This is a genomic window from Paraburkholderia kururiensis, assembly GCF_034424375.1.
Taxonomy (GTDB): domain Bacteria; phylum Pseudomonadota; class Gammaproteobacteria; order Burkholderiales; family Burkholderiaceae; genus Paraburkholderia; species Paraburkholderia kururiensis_A.
Genome location: NZ_CP139965.1, coordinates 2,062,341 through 2,083,814 on the forward strand (window position 1 = coordinate 2,062,341; position 21,474 = coordinate 2,083,814).

General features: G+C 64.8%; 17 protein-coding genes. 6 read left to right on the forward strand and 11 right to left on the reverse strand.

All coding sequences use genetic code 11. The annotated features are described in order from the left end of the window. The first annotated feature begins 102 nt into the window (after window positions 1–102). The 3 genes from guaB (at window position 103) to guaA (ending at window position 4,151) form a co-directional block, all read left to right on the forward strand. Window positions 103–1,563 carry an IMP dehydrogenase gene (gene guaB, locus U0042_RS09305; RefSeq protein WP_114815063.1) on the forward strand — a complete coding sequence of 487 codons (1,461 nt, stop codon included), beginning with the start codon at window positions 103–105 and terminating at the stop codon, window positions 1,561–1,563. A 5-nt stretch (window positions 1,564–1,568) separates the two neighbouring features. Then, window positions 1,569–2,420: a hypothetical protein gene (locus U0042_RS09310; RefSeq protein ID WP_114815064.1), complete on the forward strand. Its 852-nt coding sequence runs from the start codon at window positions 1,569–1,571 to the stop codon at window positions 2,418–2,420. A gap of 147 nt (window positions 2,421–2,567) precedes the next feature. Then, window positions 2,568–4,151 carry a glutamine-hydrolyzing GMP synthase gene (gene guaA / locus U0042_RS09315; protein ID WP_114815065.1) on the forward strand — a complete coding sequence of 528 codons (1,584 nt, stop codon included), beginning with the start codon at window positions 2,568–2,570 and terminating at the stop codon, window positions 4,149–4,151. A gap of 220 nt (window positions 4,152–4,371) precedes the next feature. Here guaA and U0042_RS09320 read toward each other — a convergent pair whose 3' ends face one another. The 8 genes from U0042_RS09320 to U0042_RS09355 form a co-directional block, all read right to left on the reverse strand. After that, window positions 4,372–6,723 (reverse strand): DUF1989 domain-containing protein, encoded by a 2,352-nt coding sequence (locus tag U0042_RS09320; RefSeq protein WP_232833613.1) that lies wholly within the window; start codon window positions 6,721–6,723, stop codon window positions 4,372–4,374. 16 nt (window positions 6,724–6,739) lie between these two features. After that, window positions 6,740–8,104 (reverse strand): NAD(P)-binding domain-containing protein, encoded by a 1,365-nt coding sequence (locus U0042_RS09325; RefSeq protein WP_114815066.1) that lies wholly within the window; start codon window positions 8,102–8,104, stop codon window positions 6,740–6,742. 35 nt (window positions 8,105–8,139) lie between these two features. Next, window positions 8,140–9,033 carry a bifunctional methylenetetrahydrofolate dehydrogenase/methenyltetrahydrofolate cyclohydrolase FolD gene (folD, locus tag U0042_RS09330; protein ID WP_114815067.1) on the reverse strand — a complete coding sequence of 298 codons (894 nt, stop codon included), beginning with the start codon at window positions 9,031–9,033 and terminating at the stop codon, window positions 8,140–8,142. Further along, window positions 9,030–9,887 (reverse strand): formyltetrahydrofolate deformylase, encoded by an 858-nt coding sequence (gene purU, locus U0042_RS09335; protein WP_114815068.1) that lies wholly within the window; start codon window positions 9,885–9,887, stop codon window positions 9,030–9,032. Before purU ends, folD begins: the two co-directional genes overlap by 4 nt. 82 nt (window positions 9,888–9,969) lie before the next feature. Next, on the reverse strand, window positions 9,970–11,100 hold the full coding sequence (locus tag U0042_RS09340) for an aminomethyltransferase family protein (protein ID WP_114815069.1): 1,131 nt from the start codon (window positions 11,098–11,100) through the stop codon (window positions 9,970–9,972). A gap of 49 nt (window positions 11,101–11,149) precedes the next feature. Then, window positions 11,150–12,160 (reverse strand): heme-dependent oxidative N-demethylase family protein, encoded by a 1,011-nt coding sequence (locus U0042_RS09345; protein WP_114815070.1) that lies wholly within the window; start codon window positions 12,158–12,160, stop codon window positions 11,150–11,152. A 10-nt stretch (window positions 12,161–12,170) separates the two neighbouring features. Then, window positions 12,171–13,106: a PDR/VanB family oxidoreductase gene (locus U0042_RS09350; protein ID WP_114815071.1), complete on the reverse strand. Its 936-nt coding sequence runs from the start codon at window positions 13,104–13,106 to the stop codon at window positions 12,171–12,173. Further along, on the reverse strand, window positions 13,103–13,672 hold the full coding sequence (locus U0042_RS09355) for a dimethylamine monooxygenase subunit DmmA family protein (RefSeq protein ID WP_114815072.1): 570 nt from the start codon (window positions 13,670–13,672) through the stop codon (window positions 13,103–13,105). The genes U0042_RS09350 and U0042_RS09355 overlap by 4 nt, the downstream gene beginning before the upstream one ends. A gap of 297 nt (window positions 13,673–13,969) precedes the next feature. Between U0042_RS09355 and U0042_RS09360 the strand changes: the two genes are divergently transcribed. From U0042_RS09360 to U0042_RS09370, 3 genes are read left to right on the forward strand one after another with little or no spacing between them, the layout of a single operon-like run. Then, the gene (locus U0042_RS09360; protein WP_198665432.1) at window positions 13,970–15,064 is read left to right on the forward strand and encodes a sensor histidine kinase; all 1,095 of its coding nucleotides are present in this window, start codon (window positions 13,970–13,972) and stop codon (window positions 15,062–15,064) included. 14 nt (window positions 15,065–15,078) lie between these two features. Then, entirely contained in the window at window positions 15,079–15,735 is a 657-nt protein-coding gene (locus U0042_RS09365) for a response regulator (RefSeq protein ID WP_232833615.1), read from the forward strand. Beyond that, the gene (locus U0042_RS09370) at window positions 15,725–16,474 is read left to right on the forward strand and encodes a PAS domain-containing protein (protein ID WP_114815075.1); all 750 of its coding nucleotides are present in this window, start codon (window positions 15,725–15,727) and stop codon (window positions 16,472–16,474) included. The genes U0042_RS09365 and U0042_RS09370 overlap by 11 nt, the downstream gene beginning before the upstream one ends. Window positions 16,475–16,601: 127 nt before the next feature. On the opposite strand, the gene U0042_RS09375 is transcribed toward U0042_RS09370, so the two are convergent. The 3 genes from U0042_RS09375 to U0042_RS09385 form a co-directional block, all read right to left on the reverse strand. Continuing rightward, entirely contained in the window at window positions 16,602–17,759 is a 1,158-nt protein-coding gene (locus U0042_RS09375) for a porin (protein ID WP_232833616.1), read from the reverse strand. Between the two features lie 199 nt (window positions 17,760–17,958). After that, entirely contained in the window at window positions 17,959–19,647 is a 1,689-nt protein-coding gene (locus U0042_RS09380) for an APC family permease (RefSeq protein ID WP_114815077.1), read from the reverse strand. Window positions 19,648–19,784: 137 nt separating this feature from the next. Continuing rightward, window positions 19,785–21,467, reverse strand: coding sequence for an electron transfer flavoprotein-ubiquinone oxidoreductase (locus tag U0042_RS09385; protein ID WP_327205048.1), 1,683 nt, complete (start codon window positions 21,465–21,467; stop codon window positions 19,785–19,787). Between the last annotated feature and the right edge of the window lie 7 nt (window positions 21,468–21,474).

Genomic DNA, 21,474 nt, shown 5'->3' on the forward strand with positions numbered 1-21,474 from the left:
CATCCCAAAAATTTTTGGCAAATCGTCGCTAAGCTGCTGTTCGTGCAGTGAAAACCGGGGATGTATCGCGTATAATCTGCTTTTGCGCCTATAGGATTTGCCATGCGTCTGATCCAGAAAGCACTCACGTTCGATGACGTGCTCCTCGTCCCGGCCTTCTCCGACGTTCTGCCGCGCGACACCAGCCTGAAGACCCGCCTGACCCGCAACATCTCCCTGAATATCCCGCTCGTGTCCGCGGCCATGGACACCGTGACCGAAGGGCGGCTCGCCATCGCCATGGCGCAGCAGGGCGGCGTGGGCATCATCCACAAGAACCTCACGCCTGCCGAGCAGGCGCGCGAAGTCGCGAAGGTCAAGCGTTTCGAGTCGGGCGTGGTGCGCGACCCCATCACCGTGCCGCCGCAGATGAAAGTGCGCGACGTCATGGCGCTGTCGCAGCAGCATGGCATTTCGGGCTTCCCCGTGGTCGAAGGCGCACAGCTGATCGGCATCGTGACCAACCGCGACCTGCGCTTCGAAACGCGCCTCGACGAACCGGTGCGCACGATCATGACGCCGCGCGAGCGGCTCGTCACCGTGAAGGAAGGCGCGCCGCTCTCCGAAGCCAAGTCGCTCATGCATAGCCACCGTCTGGAGCGCGTGCTCGTGGTGAACGACGCGTTCGAGCTGCGCGGCCTCATGACGGTCAAAGACATCACCAAACAAACCGAACACCCTGCGGCCTGCAAGGACGAACACGGCAAGCTGCGCGCCGGCGCCGCGGTCGGCGTCGGTCCGGACAATGAAGAGCGCGTCGAGCTGCTCGTGCAGGCCGGCGTGGATGTCATCGTCGTCGACACGGCTCATGGCCACAGCAAGGGCGTGCTGGAGCGCGTGCGCTGGGTCAAGAAGAACTACCCGCAGGTCGAGGTGATCGGCGGCAACATCGCCACCGCGGACGCCGCGAAGGCGCTCGTCGAATACGGCGCGGACGCGGTGAAGGTCGGCATCGGGCCGGGTTCCATCTGCACGACGCGCATCGTGGCGGGCGTGGGCGTGCCGCAGATCAGCGCGATCGCGAACGTTGCGGACGCGCTGCGCGGCACGGGCGTGCCGGTGGTCGCGGACGGCGGCGTGCGCTATTCCGGCGACGTGTCCAAGGCTATCGCGGCCGGCGCGAACGCCGTCATGATGGGCAGCATGTTGGCGGGCACCGAAGAGTCGCCCGGTGACGTGTTCCTGTACCAGGGGCGCCAGTACAAGTCGTACCGCGGCATGGGCTCCGTCGGCGCGATGAAGGACGGCGCCGCGGACCGTTACTTCCAGGACAACTCGGCCAACATCGACAAGCTGGTGCCGGAAGGTATCGAAGGCCGCGTCGCCTACAAGGGTTCGGTCAACGCGATCCTGTTCCAGCTGATCGGCGGCGTGCGAGCCAGCATGGGCTACTGCGGTTGCCGCACTATCGAGGAAATGCACGAGAAAGCCGCATTCGTCGAAATCACGGCGGCGGGCATGCGCGAGTCGCACGTGCATGACGTGCAGATCACCAAGGAAGCGCCGAACTACCACGTGGACTGACGCCAATGAAGCCACTGCTGCGTGCTGTGCTGATTGTCGATGCGCTGTTGCTGCTGACGTTCGGGGTGCTGTTTCTGCTTACGCCCTGGACGTCGCTCTACAACGCCTTGCTACTCGTGCAGCCGCAGCCCGCCTTCGTCGGGCAGGCGTTCGGCGTCGCGCTCGTCGGGCTGGCATGGCTCGCGTTGCATGCGTCCATCGACGGTGCGATGACGTCTGCGGTGGCCCGGGTGGCGGGGCACGTCGAGTGGCTGAGCGGCGTGCTGATGCTGGTCTGGCTGATCGGGCTGCATACGCCGCCTTTGACGGGGTTCGGGCAGCTCGTGGCGGGGCTCGCGGCTGTGGGGTTGCTTGTGCTCGGGCTGGGTAGCGTGCGGCTGGCCTCGGCCGTGCGCAAGCGCGACAAGGCGCGGGTAGCGGAAAGCGCGACGGCTGCGCGGTCCGCGAAACCAACGTCGCAGTCGCAGAGCGCGACCGCGGCCAGCGTGAGCGAGCCGGCGTTCGATGCCGCGCGTTATCGCGTCGAACCCGCAAGGGTTGACCCGGCAGTCGTCGAGCCGGCGAGGACAGAACCGACGTCCGCCTATCGCTCCACGAGCGTAGCGCCCAGCCCTTCGGCAAGCGCGAGTGACGCGCCTGTGAGCCCGGCCACCGGTCATCCGGTCGAACCGGGCCTCACGGCTACTGCGGGGCGCAATGAGATGCAGGACCCGCCGGGTGCCGGCGCAGGTCCCGCTGCCACAAGCGAGTCCGCGGCTGCGGGAAGCACAGCAAGCACCGCAGCCAGCTCCAGCGCAGCCCGCGACGAAGCGCGCAGGGAAGCCGCAGGCGCTCCGCGGCCACCGTTCCATGGCTGACGTGAGACGAGACACCACGCCGCCGTCGAAAGCAGTCGCAATCCGTCCACGCCCGGCACCCCGCACTGAAAACGACGCACTGAAACCCACGCCGCGCATCGTGCGCGGTTTTTTGTATCCGTTCTTTCTTAGATTCCGTCCGCTGCCATGCACGACAAGATCCTGATTCTCGACTTCGGTTCGCAAGTCACCCAGCTGATTGCACGACGGGTGCGCGAAGCCCACGTGTACTCGGAAATCCATCCGTACGACGTCGACGACGCCTTCATCCGCGACTTCGCGCCGAAAGGCATCATTCTTTCGGGCGGCCCGAATTCGGTCACCGAAACCGATACGCCGCGCGCCCCGCAGGCCGTGTTCGAACTCGGCGTGCCCGTGCTCGGCATCTGCTACGGCATGCAGACGATGGCCGAGCAACTGGGCGGCAAGGTGGACGGCGGCCACGTGCGCGAGTTCGGTTATGCCGAGGTGCGGGCGCGCAACCATACGAAGTTCCTCGACGGCATCGAAGACTTCAGCACGCCGGAAGGGCACGGCATGCTGAAGGTGTGGATGAGCCACGGCGACAAGGTCACGGAAATGCCCGAAGGCTTCAAGCTGATGGCGTCCACGGAGTCGTGCCCGATCGCCGCGATGGCCGACGAGTCGCGCCACTTCTACGGCCTGCAGTGGCACCCCGAGGTCACCCACACGGTTCAGGGGCGCGCCATGCTCGAACGCTTCGTGCTCGGCATCGTGGGCGCGAAGGCGGACTGGGAGATGGGCCACTACATCGACGAAGCCGTCGCGAAGATTCGCGAGCAGGTGGGCGACGAGCATGTCATCCTGGGCCTGTCGGGCGGCGTGGATTCGTCCGTGGCGGCTGCGCTGCTGCACCGCGCGATCGGCAACCAGCTGACGTGCGTGTTCGTCGATCATGGTCTGCTGCGACTCAACGAAGCCGAACAGGTCATGGCCACCTTCGCCGACCACCTCGGCGTGAAGGTGATTCACGTGGATGCGAGCGAGGCGTTTCTCTCGAAGCTCGCCGGCGTGACGGACCCCGAGGCGAAGCGCAAGATCATCGGCGCCGAATTCGTGGAGGTGTTCCAGGCCGAGGCCGGCAAGCTCAAGGACGCGAAGTGGCTCGCGCAGGGCACGATCTACCCGGACGTGATCGAGTCCGCGGGCAAAGGCAAGAAGGCCGCGCACACCATCAAGAGCCACCACAACGTGGGCGGTCTGCCGGAAACGCTGAACCTCAAGCTGCTCGAACCGCTGCGTGAACTCTTCAAGGACGAAGTGCGCGAACTGGGCGTGAAGCTCGGGCTGCCGCACGAGATGGTGTACCGCCATCCGTTCCCGGGACCCGGCCTCGGCGTGCGCATTCTCGGCGAAGTGAAGCGCGACTTTGCGGACCTGCTGCGCCGCGCGGACGCGATCTTCATCGAAACGCTGCGCACCACCATCGACAAGGAAACGGGCAAGTCGTGGTACGACCTGACGAGCCAGGCGTTCGCCGTCTTCTTGCCGGTGAAGAGCGTGGGCGTGATGGGCGACGGCCGCACCTACGAATACGTGGTGGCGCTGCGCGCGGTGCAGACGCTCGACTTCATGACGGCGCACTGGGCGCACCTGCCGCACGAACTGCTGGGCCGCGTGTCGAACCGGATCATCAACGAGGTGCGGGGCATCAACCGCGTGGTGTACGACATCTCGGGGAAGCCGCCGGCGACAATCGAGTGGGAGTAATTCAGGATCCTCTGCAGTGGTCTGCAGAGGTCCGCTGACTTCCTGATTTGATCCGCTGCCGTCCGTCGGCAGCGTTGCGTCGCCGACGGCATGAGCGACGGTAGAGCATCTTTCTCTGCAGACGATCCCGTTTGATATCTGACTTGATACCTTGGGCAATTCTGGTGCCCACCAATTTCGCATACCTTACGAAAATCGCCTGACGCACTTTACCCGACCATCAGCTCCGCACGCGTGATTTCTCCGGATCGTAGAAAATCGGCGCTACGACGGTGGCATCGATGCGCTTCTGCTGACCGTCGAGTTTGCCGATCTGCACGACAGTGCCCGGTTCGGCGTAAGCCACATCCAGCCGGCAGAGCGCGACGTTGCGGCCCGTGATCGGCGAGCGGGTCGCGCTTGTCACCACGCCTGTCTGCGCCCGTCCCGTATGCACGCAATCACCATGCGCGGCCGGCTCGTTCCCCGCCAGTTCGAGCCCGACGAGCTTGCGTTGCGGATGCGCGCTACGGCGCAGCAGAGCTTCGCGTCCGATGAAGTCGTCGCTCTTGGTTTTCAGCGGCACGCAAAAACCTATGCCGGCTTCAAAAGGATCGATTTCATCGCTGAATTCGTGGCCCGAGAACGCGAGCCCCGCCTCCACGCGCAGCATGTCGAGCGCGTCGAAGCCGAGCGGCACGAGTCCGTGCGGCTCTCCAGCGGACCACACGCTATCCCAGACGGCCGCCGCATGATCGGGATGACACCAGATTTCGTAGCCAAGCTCGCCGGTGTAGCCGGTGCGGCTGATGCAGACAGGCAGCCCGTCGTACCCGCCGATGCGGCCGACGAGAAAGCGGAACCAGCCGAGACTGGCAAGCGTGGGCTGAGTCCCCGGTGTCCAGACGATCTGTTGCAGGATCGCGCGGCTATGCGGTCCCTGCACGGCGATGTTGTGGATTTGTGCGGAGGCCGATTTGACCCAGACCTTCATGCCGAGTTTTTCGGCCTGTTCACGCAGCCAGATGCCGGCGTAATCCTCGCCGCAGATCCAGCGGAAGTTGTCCGGGCCGAAGCGCAGCAACGTGCCGTCGTCGAGTATGCCGCCGTGCGGGTAGCACATGGCGGAATACACGACTTGCCCGACCGCGAGCCTTCGGACGTCGCGTGTCAGGCAGTACTGAAGCAGCGCCTCTGCATCGGGCCCGATGATGTCGAATTTGCGTAGCGCCGACAGATCCATGATCGCCGCACGTTCCCGGCAGCCGTAGTATTCGTCGATCGCGCCGTAGCCGTCGAATTGCGACGGCAGCCACCAGCCGCGGTATTGCGTGAAGTGGTGCGTCAGCACGGAGGTGCGCGAATGGAAGCCGGATTCCTGCGTGAGGACCGCGGGCGCGTCGGGCGTGGATCGGATGGCCATGGACACGGAAATGCGCTCCTTGCTCGAATAGGTGCGAACCTGGATATCGGTCGGATTCCAGCCGTTGGCCGGATCGATGTCGTCGGGGCACGACGTGCTGACGCAGACGAGATCCCGTTGCGCGCGCAGCAGCACGTAATCGCCGGGCCGGGACCACGGTTCGTCGATCGTGATCTGCTGACGGGCGTCGATGCTCGTGTTGAAAAAGAAGTTGATGGCCGGCCAGCCCGGGCGCGCCGGCACGCCGAAATGCGCGAGGGCGGCGCTGATGTTGTCGCTGCAATTGGCATGACCGGGATAGCCTTGCGACTCGTAATACCGCGCCGTGCAGGCGAGTGAGAACGAGTCATGCCGGCCTGCCGTGTCGCGCACCACCTCCAGCATCGGCCGCATGTTGCGGTCGTAGAACCGGGAGAACAGGCCCGGTGCCGGCCAGGCGCTGCCGTTCAGGGTCCGGGTGACGGTCGGGTCGAGGTCGAGCATGTCGCCGTGCTCGAGCGCGGCGAGATCGAACGCGACGAAGTCCGTGCATTGCCGTCCTGCCACGTCGAGTATCTGGACGTATTCGCCGGCCCGCACCGTATAGGCCCGTGCTGTGCCGGGGTGAATCAGGAAGTCGTCGAGCGGGTCGGCGAGCGGCACGCTCTCCTGCGGTTGGTGCGCTGATGGCGGATGGGCACGGCGCACGACGAGCTGCAACTCCGTCGCCTGCTGCCCGATCTCTTCGGGCGTGCCGGGTCTGCCCGGCGCGGCCACGAACACGACGACAGGCTCGCTCGCGGTCATGGTGCAGGCATGACCGGCGGCCGTGCCGGGCGGCCACAGCACGGCGGCCTGCGCCCGCCGGACATCGAGCTCACGGCGGGACAGGATGGCCGCGATCTTGTAGTTGTGTTGTGTCGGCCGCCCGAGCGAATCGGCGATGAAGGTCGCGCGCGCATCCGCCTGCAGGCCGAGGGCGGCCAGCGCGCAGCGGCCGTCTCCGGCATGCACGGCGAGCAGTTCCGCCGGTTGAAGGCCCTCGATGTCGACGACCTCCAACGTGTCGCCACGTTGCAGTTCGACGACGCTCAGCCCGCCGCCGGCCACGCGGTATCGTTCGCCTCCGTCGTGCCGGCCGGCGAGGGCCGGCTCGTGCGGTCGGGAGACGGAAGGTGCGCGAATCGTCATGAGCAGGCTCCGCGTTTCAACCGGCTTTGGCGATGGGTGCCGGCTCGCCGAGGTAGGCCTCCATCGAGTCGTCCAGCGCCTTGATCCACGGCGTGTGATGCGGCGGAGACTGGGTGCCGGTCATCAGCGAGCGATACGACTTGTTGCGATAAGCCATGATGTTCTCGTGCTTGTCGTGCTTCCATTCGAGAAACGTGCGGTTGACGCCGGCGATGTCGAAGCTCGGGTAATCCGTCGCGTCGATCAGTTCCTGGATGTAGCTGCCCTGGAACTCGAACATCTCCTGATTCGTGACGAGCTTTTCTTCGCGAGCGCGCCACGCGAGATCTTCCGCGTGCATCGCTTCGCGCGAGGGCAGGGCAAGCCGGCCGAGAATCACGTCGCGCACGTACCAGGCCTGGGCGTCGAACATGTTGAACGAGTACCAGAGGTCCTGCATTCCGAGATAGATCATCTGCGGGTTGTCTTCCCAGAACACACCCTTGTACAGGTTCAGCGGCCACAGGCGGTTGTTGGTGCGCAGGCGCAGGCTGTCCGGCAGGAACGGGAAATGATGCTTGTAGCCGGTGCAAAGAATGATCGCGTCGATCTTCCGGGTCGAGCCGTCCGCGAAAAAGGCCGTGTTGCCGTTCACGTACTCGAGCAGCGGCTTTTCTTCCCAGCTCGGCGGCCACTGGTAGCCCATCGGCTGGGTGCGGTAGCAGCTCGTGATGCTGCGGGCGCCGTATTTGTAGCACTGCGAACCGATGTCCTCAGCGGAATAGCTGCTGCCGATCAGCAGAATGTCCTTGCCGCGGAATTCCATTGCATCGCGGAAATCATGCGCGTGCAGGATGCGCCCTTTAAACGAGTCGAAGCCGGGGAACGTCGGAGCGTTCGGCGTTGAAAAGTGTCCGCACGCATTGACCACGTAATCGAAGGTCTCGCTGTACGCGACATCGCGGTCGAAGTCGTGGACCGTGACGGTGAACTGGCGGGTCGCGTCGTCGAAGCTCACGTTGCGCACGACCGTGTTGAAGCGGATGTGGGAGCGCACCCCCGCCTTCTCGACACGGCCCTTGATGTAGTCCCACAGGACTTCGCGCGGCGGGTACGAGGCAATCGGCTTGCCGAAGTGTTCCTCGAACGTGTAGTCCGCGAATTCCAGGCACTCCTTCGGACCGTTCGACCACAGGTAGCGGTACATGCTGCCGTGCACGGGCTCGCCATGCTCGTCTGTGCCGGTGCGCCACGTGTAGTTCCACATGCCGCCCCAGTCGGCCTGTTTTTCGAAGCAGACGAGGTCCGGAATTTCCGCACCCTTTGCCGCAGCCGACTGGAATGCGCGAAGTTGCGCGAGACCGGATGGGCCGGCGCCGATGATTGCAACGCGTTTCTTCATGGTGTTCACCTTGCTGGAAAGAAATCGGGCAGCGGTCAGGCCGCTGAAGCGGGAGCCTGCTGCCGCAGGCCGTGCTGCGCAGCCGCGGCGGCGATCGTGTTCTTCATCAGAAAAGCAATGGTCATCGGCCCGACGCCGCCCGGCACAGGCGTGATCGCACTGGCGACGCGCGATACGCTGGCGTAGTCGACGTCGCCCACGAGTTTCGGTTTGCCGTCCACTTCGATGCGGTTGATGCCCACGTCGATGACGATTGCGCCGGGCTTGACCCAGTTCGCGTCGATCAGTTGCGGTTTGCCCACGGCGGCGATGACGATGTCGGCCTGCCGGCACAGTTGCGCCGCGTTGACGCTGCGCGAATGCACGACGGTGAGCGAGCAGTTCGCCTGGAGCAGCAGCGTTGCCACGGGTTTGCCGACGATGTTCGAGCGGCCGACCACCACCGCGTGCTTGCCGCTCAGGTCGTGCGCGATCCGGCGCAGCAGATGCAGGCAGCCGCTTGGCGTGCAGGGCGCCAGCCCCGGTTCACCGAGTACGAGCCGGCCGACGTTTTCGCGGTGGAATCCGTCCACGTCCTTGGCGGGCGCGATCGCGTCGATCACGGCACTTTCCGTGAGCCCGGCGGGCAACGGCATCTGCACGAGAATGCCGTGGACGGCCGGATCGGCGTTGAGCCGCGCGATCAGGCCGAGCAATGCGGGCTCGTCGGTGTCGGCCGGCAACCGGCATTCGAGCGATTCGATACCGATCTCGCGGGCGCGCAGCACCTTGTTGCGGACGTAGACCTCACTGGCCGGATCGTTGCCTACCAGCACGACGGCGAGACACGGCGCCACGCCCTGCGCGCGTAGACGCGACACGTCTTCGCGCAGCATGTCGAGCAGACGCGCGGCCTCGGCCTTGCCGTCGATCATGTGTGCGACGCTCATCGGAAAATCACCGTGCGGTGCTGGTTCAGGAAGACGCGGTGCTCCGTGTGGTATTTCACGGCACGCGACAGTGCCACGGTTTCGGTGTCTCGCCCGATCGCCACCAGATCGTCGGGCTTGAGCACGTGGTCCACGCGCTGCACTTCCTGCTCGATGATCGGACCTTCGTCGAGATCGGACGTCACGTAGTGCGCCGTGGCGCCGATTAGCTTGACGCCGCGGTCGAACGCCTGGTGATACGGCCTCGCCCCCTTGAAGCCCGGCAGGAACGAGTGGTGGATGTTGATGGCGCGGCCGGCCAGCTTCGTACAGAGATCGTTGGAGAGAATCTGCATGTAGCGTGCGAGCACCACCAGCTCCGTGCCGGTTTCCTCGACGATGTGCAGCAGATCCGCTTCCTGGCGGGCCTTCGTTTCCGGCGTGACGGGTAGATAGACGAAACGGATGCCTTCGCGCTCCACCATCGGACGCAGATCCAGATGGTTGGAGACGACCGCGGTGATCCGTATGCGCAGTTCGCCCTTGTGCAAGCGATAGAGCAGATCGGCGAGGCAATGATCGAACTTGCTGACCATCAGCAGAACCTTCATGGGTTCCGAGGCGTTCGTCAGCTTCCATTGCATCGAGAAATCGTTCGCAATGCTTGAGAATTCATGGCGCACGCGATCGAGGTCGGCCTTCGCGCCTTCGTTGAAGCGAAATACCGCACGCATGAAAAACGTACCGCTGGTCTCGTCGTCGAACTGGGCGAGTTCGCCGATATAGCAGTGCGACGCGGCAAGGTAGGAGGTGACTGCTGCCACGATGCCGGATGTGGCCGGGCAACTGACCGTCAAGATGTAGTTCTGGCTCACGCTGAGTCCTTGAGTCCATGTGAAGGAAAACCGGGCGGCGCGCGCGGCCTGGCCGGGCGCGTCTTTGCACGCGGGCAATCGCCTAACCGATCGCGGTGCGCTTCTTCTTTTCCGGGTCGTCGAACGGCAGCGCCGCGGCGCGGGCCGAAGCTTCGATGCTGCCTCTGAGCAGGAGCGGCGTACCGGGCACAGCCTGCGGGACGTCGAGCCGCGCGATCGCGAGAGAGCGCCCGGTCAGGCGTGAGTACATCCCGCAGGTCACAACGCCGACTTGCTTGCCGTCGTGCCAGAGCGTGTCGCCGGCCGCGCTGGCTTTTTGCGAGTCGATTTCGATGCCGAAAATGCGGAAGCGCTCGCGCCCCTGAAGGCGGAAGTGCTCAGTCGCGCCGCAGAATTCGGTCTTGCCCGGCGACACCGTGAAGTCGAGGCCCAGTTCCCATAGCGTGTCGCCGGCCTTTTCGTCGGCGAAGGGATACATTTCCGAGTTGTCGTACGGATAGAACAGCAGGTAGCTTTCGACGCGCAACCAGTCGAGCGCGGTGAACGCGCACGGGATGATGCCGAGCGGCCGGCCTTTTTCCAGGATGGTGTCCCAGATCAGCGGAGCATCGGCGGCCTTGCAGAAGATTTCGTAGCCGCGCTCGCCGGTGTAGCCGGTGCGGGAGATCGTCACCGGCCGGCCGAACAGGCGAGTCTGCACGTGGTGGAAGTACGGCAGGTCGCGAATGCCGGGTACATACTCAGCCAGGAAGTCGACGGCGGCCGGGCCTTGCAGCGACAGATCGTGCAGATCGTCGTCGAACAACACGGCAACCTGCCGTCCGTAAGCAGAACGTACGAGGCGCTCATAGCCCGTTCCCGAACCGTGCACGACCATGAACGCATTGGGACCCGTGCGATAGACGATGCAGTCGTCGATGAACTTGCCTTCCTCGTTCAGGATAGCGGCGTAGACCGACTTGCCCGGATAGAGCTTGCCGATGTCGCGCGTGGTGGCCCAGTCCAGCAGGCTTTGCGCATGCGGGCCGACATAGTGGACCTTCTTCAGGCCCGACACGTCCATCAGTCCCGCCCGGGTACGGATCGCCTCGTGGTGATCGGCCAGATCGCTGGAATAGGTCCACGCCGTGCCCATGCCGTTCCAGTCTTCGAGGTTCGAGCCGAGTGCGCGGTGACGGTCGGCGAGTGCGGAAATGCGCCAGGAAGTTGCCATGCTGAATGCTCCGACAAGAAGATGATGGGTTGAATGTCCTGCACGGGGCTTACCTGTCGAACTGGCTCAGCCAGTCCACCAACGTCGCGCGATAACGCGATATGCCCTTGTATTCGGCGATCGGATCGGGCAGGTCGCGCATGACGCGGTGCAGGCGGCGCGCCCAGGCTGGGTGGGTCACGAGGTCGGCCATGCTGCACAGGAAGGTGCGGATGCCGAACATCAGCGCATGGCTGCGCGGCAGGCGCGCCATGAACTGCAGCTCGACGCGCAGATGCACGATGTCGCCTACGTTTTCCGGCGTGACGTGGCCGCGCTCGCTGCCCCACACGTGCCAGGTTTCCGACGAGGTATCGAGGCGCGGATGAATGGTCAGGGTCCAGTTGAGCCGGCGCACCGGGCTGCCGGGCTGGATGGCGAGCAGGTATTTGAGCGCCCGCTCGAAGATGCCGGCCTGGTGCGCGAGCGGAACCGGCGAATGCCACTGCTTGAAGCTCATGCCGGCATCGAACGCGAGCGACCAGTCCGCCGGGCCGGTGATCACGCCGGCATCCATGAACAGATCGCCGTCGCGCTGATCGAGCAGCGCCATGTCGCCCTGGGTCTGCCGCATGATGTATTCGAGCGGCGGGCAGGGCAGTGTCGCGGCGTCGCCGAACGTGAAGGTCTGCTGAATGTTCAGTGGACGGTTCGTCCAGTGCCAGCGGTCCCCGTCGCATTCGAGCGCGAACCACGCCGGGTAGTCGGCCGCGAGGTGATGCATGATCATGTCGAGCGCGTCCCATGAGGCCGTTTCCATGTGCGGCATCACGATGCACCGGCGCGGGTCCTGTTCGAGGACGATGGCGCGTTCGGCCATTTCCGCACGGTAGTGTTCGTCGATGTCAAAGTAATGCTCGAAGACCGAACCGGGGTCGCGCGAGACAGCCGGCTCGATGTTGACCGAGTACATGTACTTGTCTTCGGGAAACGGGAAGGGAAAGCGGGCAATGGCCCGTTCGCTGTTGCGAAACGTGAAGTCGCCGCGATACGTTTCGACGGATTCGATGGACAGGCTCATGGTTCGGCTCTCAGAGATCGAGTGTCAGGGTTCGGCCGCACGCACGCGAGACGCAGGGCATCAGATGGGTCGCGCGTTGCGCGACTGTGAGATACGCGTCGCGATGCTCGACCTCGCCGCCCGTGTACCGTGTCGCGCACTGGCCGCACACGCCGCCGCGGCACAGGTTCGGAACGTGGACGCCCGCGCTTTCGAGCGCTTCGAGCAGGCTCTGGTCCGACGCGACGTCGATGCTGCGTGCGCTGCGCCCGAGCTGTGCGGTAAACGGCGCGCCGGGGGCGGCGGCCACGAACGCTTCCCAGTGCACCCGGCTGTCCGGCCAGCCGAGCACACGGGCTGCATGGCGAACGTCGGCCAGCATGCGTTCGGGACCGCAGACGTAGACGTGCGCACCGAGCGGCCTGCCGGCCAGCACGCGACGCGCGTCGAACACACGCTGGCTGCCGTCGTAGCTGTGCAGGCGCGCCCCAATCCGCGCCGACAGATCGGCGAGATAGGCATCGGTCAGGCCCGGGCGACACGCGTAGTGCAATTCGTAGTCGGCGCCGCTGCGTTCGAGTTCGGCAATGTGCGCGAGGAACGGCGTGATGCCGATTCCGCCTGCCACGAGAATGTGTGTGCGGCACGTCGCATTCAGCGCGAACAGGTTGGCCGGCGCCGTCACGCGCAGCGTCATGCCGGCATGAACACGTTCGTGCACGAATGCGGAGCCGCCGCGCGAGCGTTCCTGCCGGCGCACGGCAATGCGCCAGGTCTCGCGGTCCATCGGGTCGCCGAGCAGCGAGTAGGCGTTGCGAATGATGCGCGTGCCGTCGTTCATCCTGAGCTGGATGTGACTGCCCGCCGAGAACGGCGGCAACCTGGCGTGCACCGGCGCGAGCGTGAGCTCGCGGATCACGGGCGTCAGCGAGCGGACCGAAGAGACGCGAACATCGAGCGTATTCATGAGTGGTTTTCCGCGTAGGGATGGTCGGGATTCGCGCACGCGCCGAAGTACGCGCCGAGTGCCGGCGAAAAATGCTGACGCACGGCGAGGCGCAGGCCGCAGCCGAGGCAGACCACTTCGTCGTTCGATGGATAGTCGTGCGTCTCGCCGCAGTGCACGCAATAGACGTTTCGGCGTGCCCCATGCACCGATGCGCGCATCTCTTCTGCGCGCATACCGGCTGCGGCAGCGATCCGGCGCACGCGCCAGATGAAGGCTTCGGTACCGCACAGATAAAGGCGCGTGCCGACCGAGGCGGCGGCCAGTGTCTGACGAACGGCATCTTCGAGTTCGTGCTGCTGCCGGACGTATTGCGCGGTGACGCCGGCAGGTGCGCCGGGTCCGACGGATTCGCCCAGCACGAGCGCGCGCGCTTGCGCGTGGTCGGACAGTTGCGCGGCGAATGCGGCCTGCTCGCGCAATGCTTCAGCCTGCGCCACCAGCAGATGGGCCGTTCCCGATGCATCGAGCTGCAAGGCGGCATAGCGCGGAACACTCTGCGGATGATCCGGAAGGCTGATCGACATGACATGTCTCGCAAGGGTGGATGCCGTGCGCGGCGGTGCACGCATGGCAGGCCAGGTTCGAAAAAGGTGCATTGCCTGTCTCAGGAACGAGCACGCCTATTCATTCGTGGGCGCTCTGCAGACTGCGTGTTGCACCGACCGTGCTGATTTCCCGTTGGGAAACATGTTTTCTCGACAGTAATCCCCCATCAATCCGGAAGACGAGGTATCCAGAAAGAGGTAAATCGCCGTCGCAGGCGGAAAAAGGCGCGGAACTTGCTTGATGCAGGCGTTTTTTCAATCCGAAGTGGATGCCCTGTGATTGCGGACGCCAGTCTGGTCGGTGATGCTTGCCCGGCTACCGGAAAGACGCCGGTAGCGGTGCCTTTCCGTGAGGTATTGCTGGCGTGCCTCACGGAACTGTTGAGCGATTCCGGACAGGCCACGGCGTTGCAGGTTCTGGCGTGTGGTCTCAGAAACGTCCTGCCCGGAAGCCGTATCGAGCTGGCGGGAAATGGAGCGGATGGCCGCGAATCGATGGACGAGGCGTCGGTGTGCTGCACGCAAGGAACACGGTGTCAGTTCACGAAGGCCGCGCGCGCGCCGGCGGAATGGTGTCCCGATTGCAGCCCGTCGTCCGGTTTCATGCGGGCCGTGCGAAAGCTGGCCGATGTCGTGCTGGTGCTCGACGTGCCGGCGCCCGTCGAGCCCGCGGTGCTGGAAGATATCGATCGCGTCGTGAACATGGTCGACCGTGCGCTCGAACTCGCGGCAGGCAGGGCCGCCGGCCCGGCGGGCCGCGGTGTCGGCGAGACGGAGGCGTTGACGCGCGAGCTGCACGATTCGGTTGCGCAGCAGCTCGGGTTCCTGTCGCTGCTGGTCGCCCGGCTGCCGCAACAGGGATTGCGCAACGACCCGCTTCTGGCGGAGATTCGCGCCATGACGACGCGGCTGCAACGTCAGGTACGCGAACTCATCACGAGCGCGCGGCTGACGCTCGACGGGCGTTCTCTCCAGCAGGCGCTGGCCGATTCGATCGTGGAGTTTTCGCGCCGCTGCGGCGTGGTGCTGGAACTGGACAATCGGCTGCCGCATCTGCGCCTCGAACCGGGTGTCGAACTGCATATCGTGCAGATCGTTCGCGAGGCGTTGTCCAATGTCGTTCGCCATGCTCAGGCCGATCATGCGTGGGTGGTGCTGCGCGACGGTGAGGGAGGGTTTCACGTGTCCGTGATGGACGACGGCGTCGGCCTCGGCTGTGCATCGGTCGGGGAGAATCACTATGGGCTGACCATCCTGCAGGAACGCGCACAGGCGATCGGCGCCACCCTCGAGCTTGGCAGCGGCGCGAACGGAGGAACCTGCGTGAGTCTGTTCGTGCCGGGCAACTTGTCTGCGAAGGAGTTGCGTTGATGAGTCCGACGACCATGCTGCTGATCGACGATCACCCGCTGTTTCGTCGAGGGTTGGCAGAGTTCTTCAATTCGACTGGCGAGTTCCGGGTAGTGGGCGACGCATCGAGCGGCCGACAGGGCGTGTCGCTGGCGTGCGAGTTGAAGCCCGCGCTGGTGCTGATCGATCTGCACATGCCGGGCCTGAGCGGTTTGCAGGTCCTCGACGAGTTGCAGCAACTGGAACTGGATTGCGTGAAGGTGCTGTTGAGCGCGGAGATGACGCGTGACGAACTGATCGGCGCCATCCGCCTCGGGGCGAACGGCTACATGCTCAAGGAGTCGGAGCCCGAGGCCCTGCTCGCGTACGTGCGCAGCTGTATGCAGGGCGTGGTGGTGTTCGACGACGAGCTTGTGCGTCTTCTCGCGCAGGCCCGCGCGGCCGGCGACGACGCGGAGCCGCTCCGGCTATCCGACCTCACGGGACGCGAAGGGCAAACGCTCGCGCTCATCGCAGAGGGGATGAGCAACAAGCAGATCGCCCGCGAACTGGGCATCAGCGACGGAACGGTGAAGGTGTACGTGAAAAACCTGCTGCGCAAGCTGGGTGTGAGAAGCCGGCTCGAACTCGCCGCATCGGTGCATCGAAGCGGGATCGGGCCGCAGTTGGGGAAGAGTGGCGATGAGTCGTGAGAACGAAACCATGGAATGCCTGCGCGGCGAGGGACTCGATGTGGACGTGTTTCCGGTCTCGCTGATCCGGATTTCAGCGGAGGGCCAAATCCTGGGCTGCAACGCCGCATGGGTGGACGCGATGGAGGCGCCGGCCGCGGATACGCTGATGGTCGATTACGTTCATCCGGAAGACCGGTGCGTCTGGTGCGCCATGTTGCAGCGTTCGAGGGCCGGCGTCTCCGGCACGGCACGGGAGCGGCTGAGACTGGTTCATCCGGACGGCGGGCTGCTGTGGTACGACGTGTCCGTGCGCGTGGCCGACGACCGCTTCTTCGTCGCGTTGTCGGACATTACGGTGGACCGTCGGCGCGAGACGTCGGCCCAGGTGCATCTGCGTAGCGCGCTGGGCCTGCTCGACAACATTCCGGGAATGGTCTATCGCGGCCGCAATAACCGGCTCTGGACGATGGAGTTCGTCAGCGCGGGCTGCGAGCACGTGACGGGCTATTCGCGCCAGTGGTTTCTCGACAGCCAGGAAAACACCTTCGGCAAGCTGATCGTGCCCGACGACGCGGACTATGTGTGGGGCAGCGTGCAGGAAGCGCTGGCGGTGCGAGGCGTCTTCGAACTGCGCTATCGCATCTGCTGCGCAAACGGACAGATCAAGCGCGTTTGGGAAACCGGCGTCGGCATCTATTCGGCCAGCGGCGAGGTGCTGGGCGTGGAAGGCGTGATCTTCGAAGTGCGGCCGGGCTAGCGCGACGGCGCGTGCTGAGCGCAGATGCCGTCAAGCCCGGCAAGGCCGCCGGGCGTTCCCTTTCCCGGGCCGGCAGGCATGCACGCCCGAGGCCCGTTGAGCGTGCGCAACGGTATCGCCGAACTTCTCAGAACCGGTGCAGGATGCCGAGGTTGGCGATGATCTGCGCGCCGTTGCTCGACGTGTAGTACATGTCGCCGGCCGATGCGAGCGCACCGCTCGCGTGCTGGTACGCCCCCACCGCATAGAGCGTCGTGCGTTTCGACAGGCCGTATTGCGCGCCCACCGAAATCTGGTGAATCGATGCCGCCGTCGCGGCAGGATCGACGCCTTGCACGGCCGCCGGCGCGCTGCCGTGCACGTAGGCATAGCCGAGCCCGAGCGTCCACGCCTGCGTGGCCTGGTACTGGAACAACGCGGCGCCGACGTTGAAGTGCACCGAGGGCCCGCCGCCCGCGCCGTGATACTGCGCATTGCTGTAGCGCACGCTGACGGTGTACGGCCCGGTCGCATACTGCACGGCGGCCTGGGCGATGCCGGCCGAGCGATACGACGCCGGATCGTAACCGAGCGCGCCGCCGAGCAGCGGCTGGGCCGTGGCGCTCGACCAGTTGCCGGTCAGCGGGTTGTTGTTCGCGCGAAAGTAGCCGGCCGCCACGGTCAGACCGCCGGTCGTGCCGGTCGCCGCGACGGACCACGACTGGCCCGCGCCCGTCGCGCCCGCTACGCCGCCGAACGCGTATTCGCCTTCGAGTTGCAGTCCGGCGAATACCGGCGACACGTACTTCACGGCGTTGTTGACCACAGTGCCGTCGTCGTTGTTGTCGACGTCGCCCGGTGTCGCGAATGCCGATGCGCCCCACATGTCGCCGGTCAGCGGTTGCACCATGTCGGTTACTGCGTCGTACTGACGACCGAAGGTGAGTGTGCCGAAGCGGTCCGACGACAAGCCCACGAACGCATCGCGGCTGAACAGCGAGGCGGCGGGCAGCTGGCCGCTGACCGAACCGTTGGTCGTGTTGAAGCCGCTTTCGAGCTGGAACAGCGCGGCGAGGCCGCCGCCCAGATCTTCCTTGCCCTTGAGGCCCCAGAGGCTGACGCCCACCGCGCTGTTGTCGAGCCCGTAGCGGCGCTGTGCGCCCGTGGCGCCGGGCCCGCCTGCGTTGCTCACGTATTCGAGCGATTCGTCGATGACGCCGTACAGCGTCACGCTGCTTTGCGCATGAGCGACGCCGCTGGCGGCGAGCATGGCGAGTGATAGCGAGGGCAGGGCAATGAATTTCACCTGGTTCTCCGAATAAATAGAGCGGATGGTTGGTTGTGTGGCGTGACGGGCGTGCGCCAGCCGCCGGCTCCGCTCGCGTGGGCGGGGCCGGCGGTTGGTATGCATTCCTGTGGTTTTCCCCGAGGCAGAGCGGGGCGAATAACGGATCGACTACGGGGCGTATGGAATCGTATCGAATCGAAGCGAAGCGAGCCCGGCGTCAGGGGGCAAGCAGATGGGTCACGACGACCACGGCGACCCCGAGCGCCAGTGCTGCATAGGGCAGGTAGCCTGCCTTGCGCGAGGGCTGATTGCTGGACAGTTCCATGTCCTCCAGCATCTGGTCGGGAAAGCGACCTTTGTCGGTCACGTAGTGGCGCCAGACGAAGACGGGAAGGATCAGCGCGGCGAAGACCAGTCCGGAGACCAACGTCCCTTTACCCCACACGTCGGCACCGAATCCCATCAGCGCGAGGTTGACGAAGGACAGCAGCGTGCCCGCCGCGATGAGCCACGTTGGAGCACGGAACGGACGGCTCCAGTGCGGGCGGTCGATACGGTGAATCCACGCCGAGTTCAGGTTCAGGAAGTTGAAGATGATATAGCCGACGTTCGACATCGCGAGCACGACCGTGTAGTCCGACATCAGCAGCAGGAACAGGTTGAACACGAGGTCGGTCCACATCGCGCGGGTCGGCGCGCCGTTTTCGTTGACGTGCGAAAGATACTTCGGCAGCCAGCCGTCCACCGAGGCCTGGTACAGCGTGCGCGACGAACCCGCCATCGACGTCATGATGGCGAGCACCAGTGCGAAGACGAGCATGGGTTTGAGAATGTATTCGCCCCATGTGCCGACGTGCACGATCTTCGCCATTGCCTCGGCAACGCCCATGCCGCTGTAGATGCCCGGCGACAGCACGCCGTCGTAGACCGCCGCCTGCGTGACGTTGCCGGCGGCGTCGCGCACTTCCGGCGTGACGAGTTGACCGAGACCCAGGGCGCCCTGGAACGCGAGCGGCACCATCGTGAAGAACACGATGCACAGCAGGCCGGAGTAGAGAATCGCCTTGACGGTGTCGCGGCGCGGGTCGCGGAATTCGCGCGTGTAGCAGACCGCCGTTTCGAAGCCGTACGTCGACCATGCGGCGATGAAGAGCCCGCCCGCCATCAGTTGCAACCCGCCCGCGTTCCACGTGCCGTCGATGACGCGCCCGGCGGCATCCTTTGCGAGCGGATAGAGCGGCAGCAGATGATCTTTCGGCAGATCGCCGCTCAGAATCGGATAGACGCCCACGATCAAGAGCGGAAGCAGCGCCGCGACGGCGAGAATCATCTGGAGCTTCGCGGCCTGCAGAATGCCGCGATGCTGAATGGCGAACGCGGCAAGCAGAATGACGGCGCCGATGAGGAAGGTCGCGTTGATGCGCAGCGTGAGGCCGCTTGCGAGCCAGCCGAGATCGAGCAGGGTGAACTGCCACGTGTTGATGGCGGCCGTGGCCGGAAACAGCATGTTCAACACGTAGCCTGCACCCATGCCCGAGCCGATTGCCAGCACCGGCGACCAGGCGAACCAGTTGCACCAGACCGAGAGCGGTGCGAGCAGCTTGCTGTAGCGGACCCAGGCGATGGCACCGTAGACCGACGCGCCGCCCGACTTGTGCGGAAAGAGACCGGCGATTTCCGCGTAAGAGAAGGCCTGGATGAAGCCGAATCCGATCGAGAGCATCCAGACGATCCACGACGGCTTGCCGACCGTCGCAGCGATCGAACCGATCGAGAAAAGCACGAGCGCAGGAACACCGCTCGCTACCCAGAAGGCGCCTGCCCAACCTATCTTTCGATGCAGGCCCGAGATTTCAGTCTGGAGTCCAGATAGATTCGTCTGCGCCCCATCGTTGATTGAACTCATGTGTTGTCTCCGACGATATGCAAACTAGCTTGCACACGTTGAAGATCGTCAACCAATAAATCGAAATCAACCTTTACGAAGATATACCCCTAACGGGGTAGCGGCACACGTGCTGTGGCAGGAATCGAGCGGGGCGATTACATCCCCGCGTAATTCGGCCCACCGCCGCCTTCCGGCGTGACCCACACGATGTTCTGCGTCGGGTCCTTGATGTCACAGGTCTTGCAGTGCACGCAGTTCTGCGCGTTGATGACGAGCCGGTCGTTGCCGTCGTCGTTCTTCACGAATTCGTAGACCGCGGCAGGGCAGTAGCGTCCCTCAGGGCCCGCATAGGTGCGCAGGTTCACGTTCACGGGCACGCCCGGGTCTTTCAGCGTGAGGTGCGCCGGCTGGTTTTCCTCGTGGTTCGTGTTTGAGATGAACACCGAAGAAAGCCGATCGAAAGTGAGCTTGCCATCGGGCTTCGGATACTCGATCGGCTTGCACTGCGACGCGGGCTTGAGCATCTCGTGGTCCCAGTGCTGGTGATGCAGCGTCCACGGCACGTTGCCGCCGAAGAGCTTCTGCTCGATGCCCACCATCAGCGTGCCCAGGTACAGGCCCTTGCTCATCCACTGCTTGAAATTGCGCGCGCGGTGAAGCTCGGTGTACAGCCACGAGGTCTTGAACGATTCGGGGTAGGCGGTCAGTTCGTCGGCGGCGCGGCCGGCCTGCACGGCGTCGAACGCGGCGTCCGCAGCCAGCATGCCGGTCTTGATGGCCGCGTGCGAGCCCTTGATGCGCGAGGCGTTGAGAAAGCCCGCGTCGTCGCCCACCAGCGCGCCGCCCGGAAACACGAGCTTCGGCAGCGACAGGAGCCCGCCCGCCGTGATGGCGCGCGCGCCGTACGAAACGCGTTTGCCGCCTTCCAGGAACCTGCGGATTTCAGGGTGCGTCTTGTAGCGCTGGAATTCCTCGAACGGCGAGAGGTACGGGTTCGAGTAACCGAGGCCGACCACGAAGCCCACCATCACCTGGTTGTTGTCGATGTGATAGAGGAACGAGCCGCCGTAGGTTTGCGGGTCGAGCGGCCAGCCGGCGGAGTGAATGACGAGGCCCGGCTGGTGCTTCGCGGGATCGATCTCCCAGAGTTCCTTGATGCCGATGCCGTACACCTGCGGGTCGCTGTCGCGGTTCAGCCTGAACTTCTCGTTGAGCTGGCGGCCCAGGTGCCCGCGTGCGCCTTCGCAGAAGAGCGTGTACTTCGCGTGTAACTCCATGCCGAGCTGGAAGTTCTCGGTGGGCTGGCCGTCCTTGCCGATGCCCATGTTGCCCGTGGCCACGCCTTTTACCGAGCCGTCATCGTTGTAGAGGACCTCGGCGGCGGGAAAGCCCGGGAAGATTTCGACGCCCGCGGCTTCGGCCTGCTGGCCGAGCCAGCGCGTGACGTTCGCGAGGCTCACCACGTAGTTGCCTTCGTTTTTGAAGTTGTCCGGCAGCGCCCAGTGCGGCACGGCGCGCGCGCCCGTTTCGGTCAGAAACAGGAAGCGGTCTTCGGTGACGGGCACGTCGAGCGGCGCGCCTTTTTCCTTCCAGTCGGGAATCAGTTCGTTGATGGCGCGCGGGTCCATGACCGCGCCCGAGAGAATGTGCGCGCCGATTTCGGAGCCTTTTTCGAGCACGCACACGCTTATCGCAGCACTGTTGCGGGCGGCGAGCTGCTTGAGCCGGATTGCCGCGGAGAGCCCGGCGGGCCCGCCGCCGACGATCACCACGTCGTATTCCATCGATTCGCGCGGATCGTGCGATTCGCCGGGTTCGATCAGCGAGGCATGAGACATGAGCGGA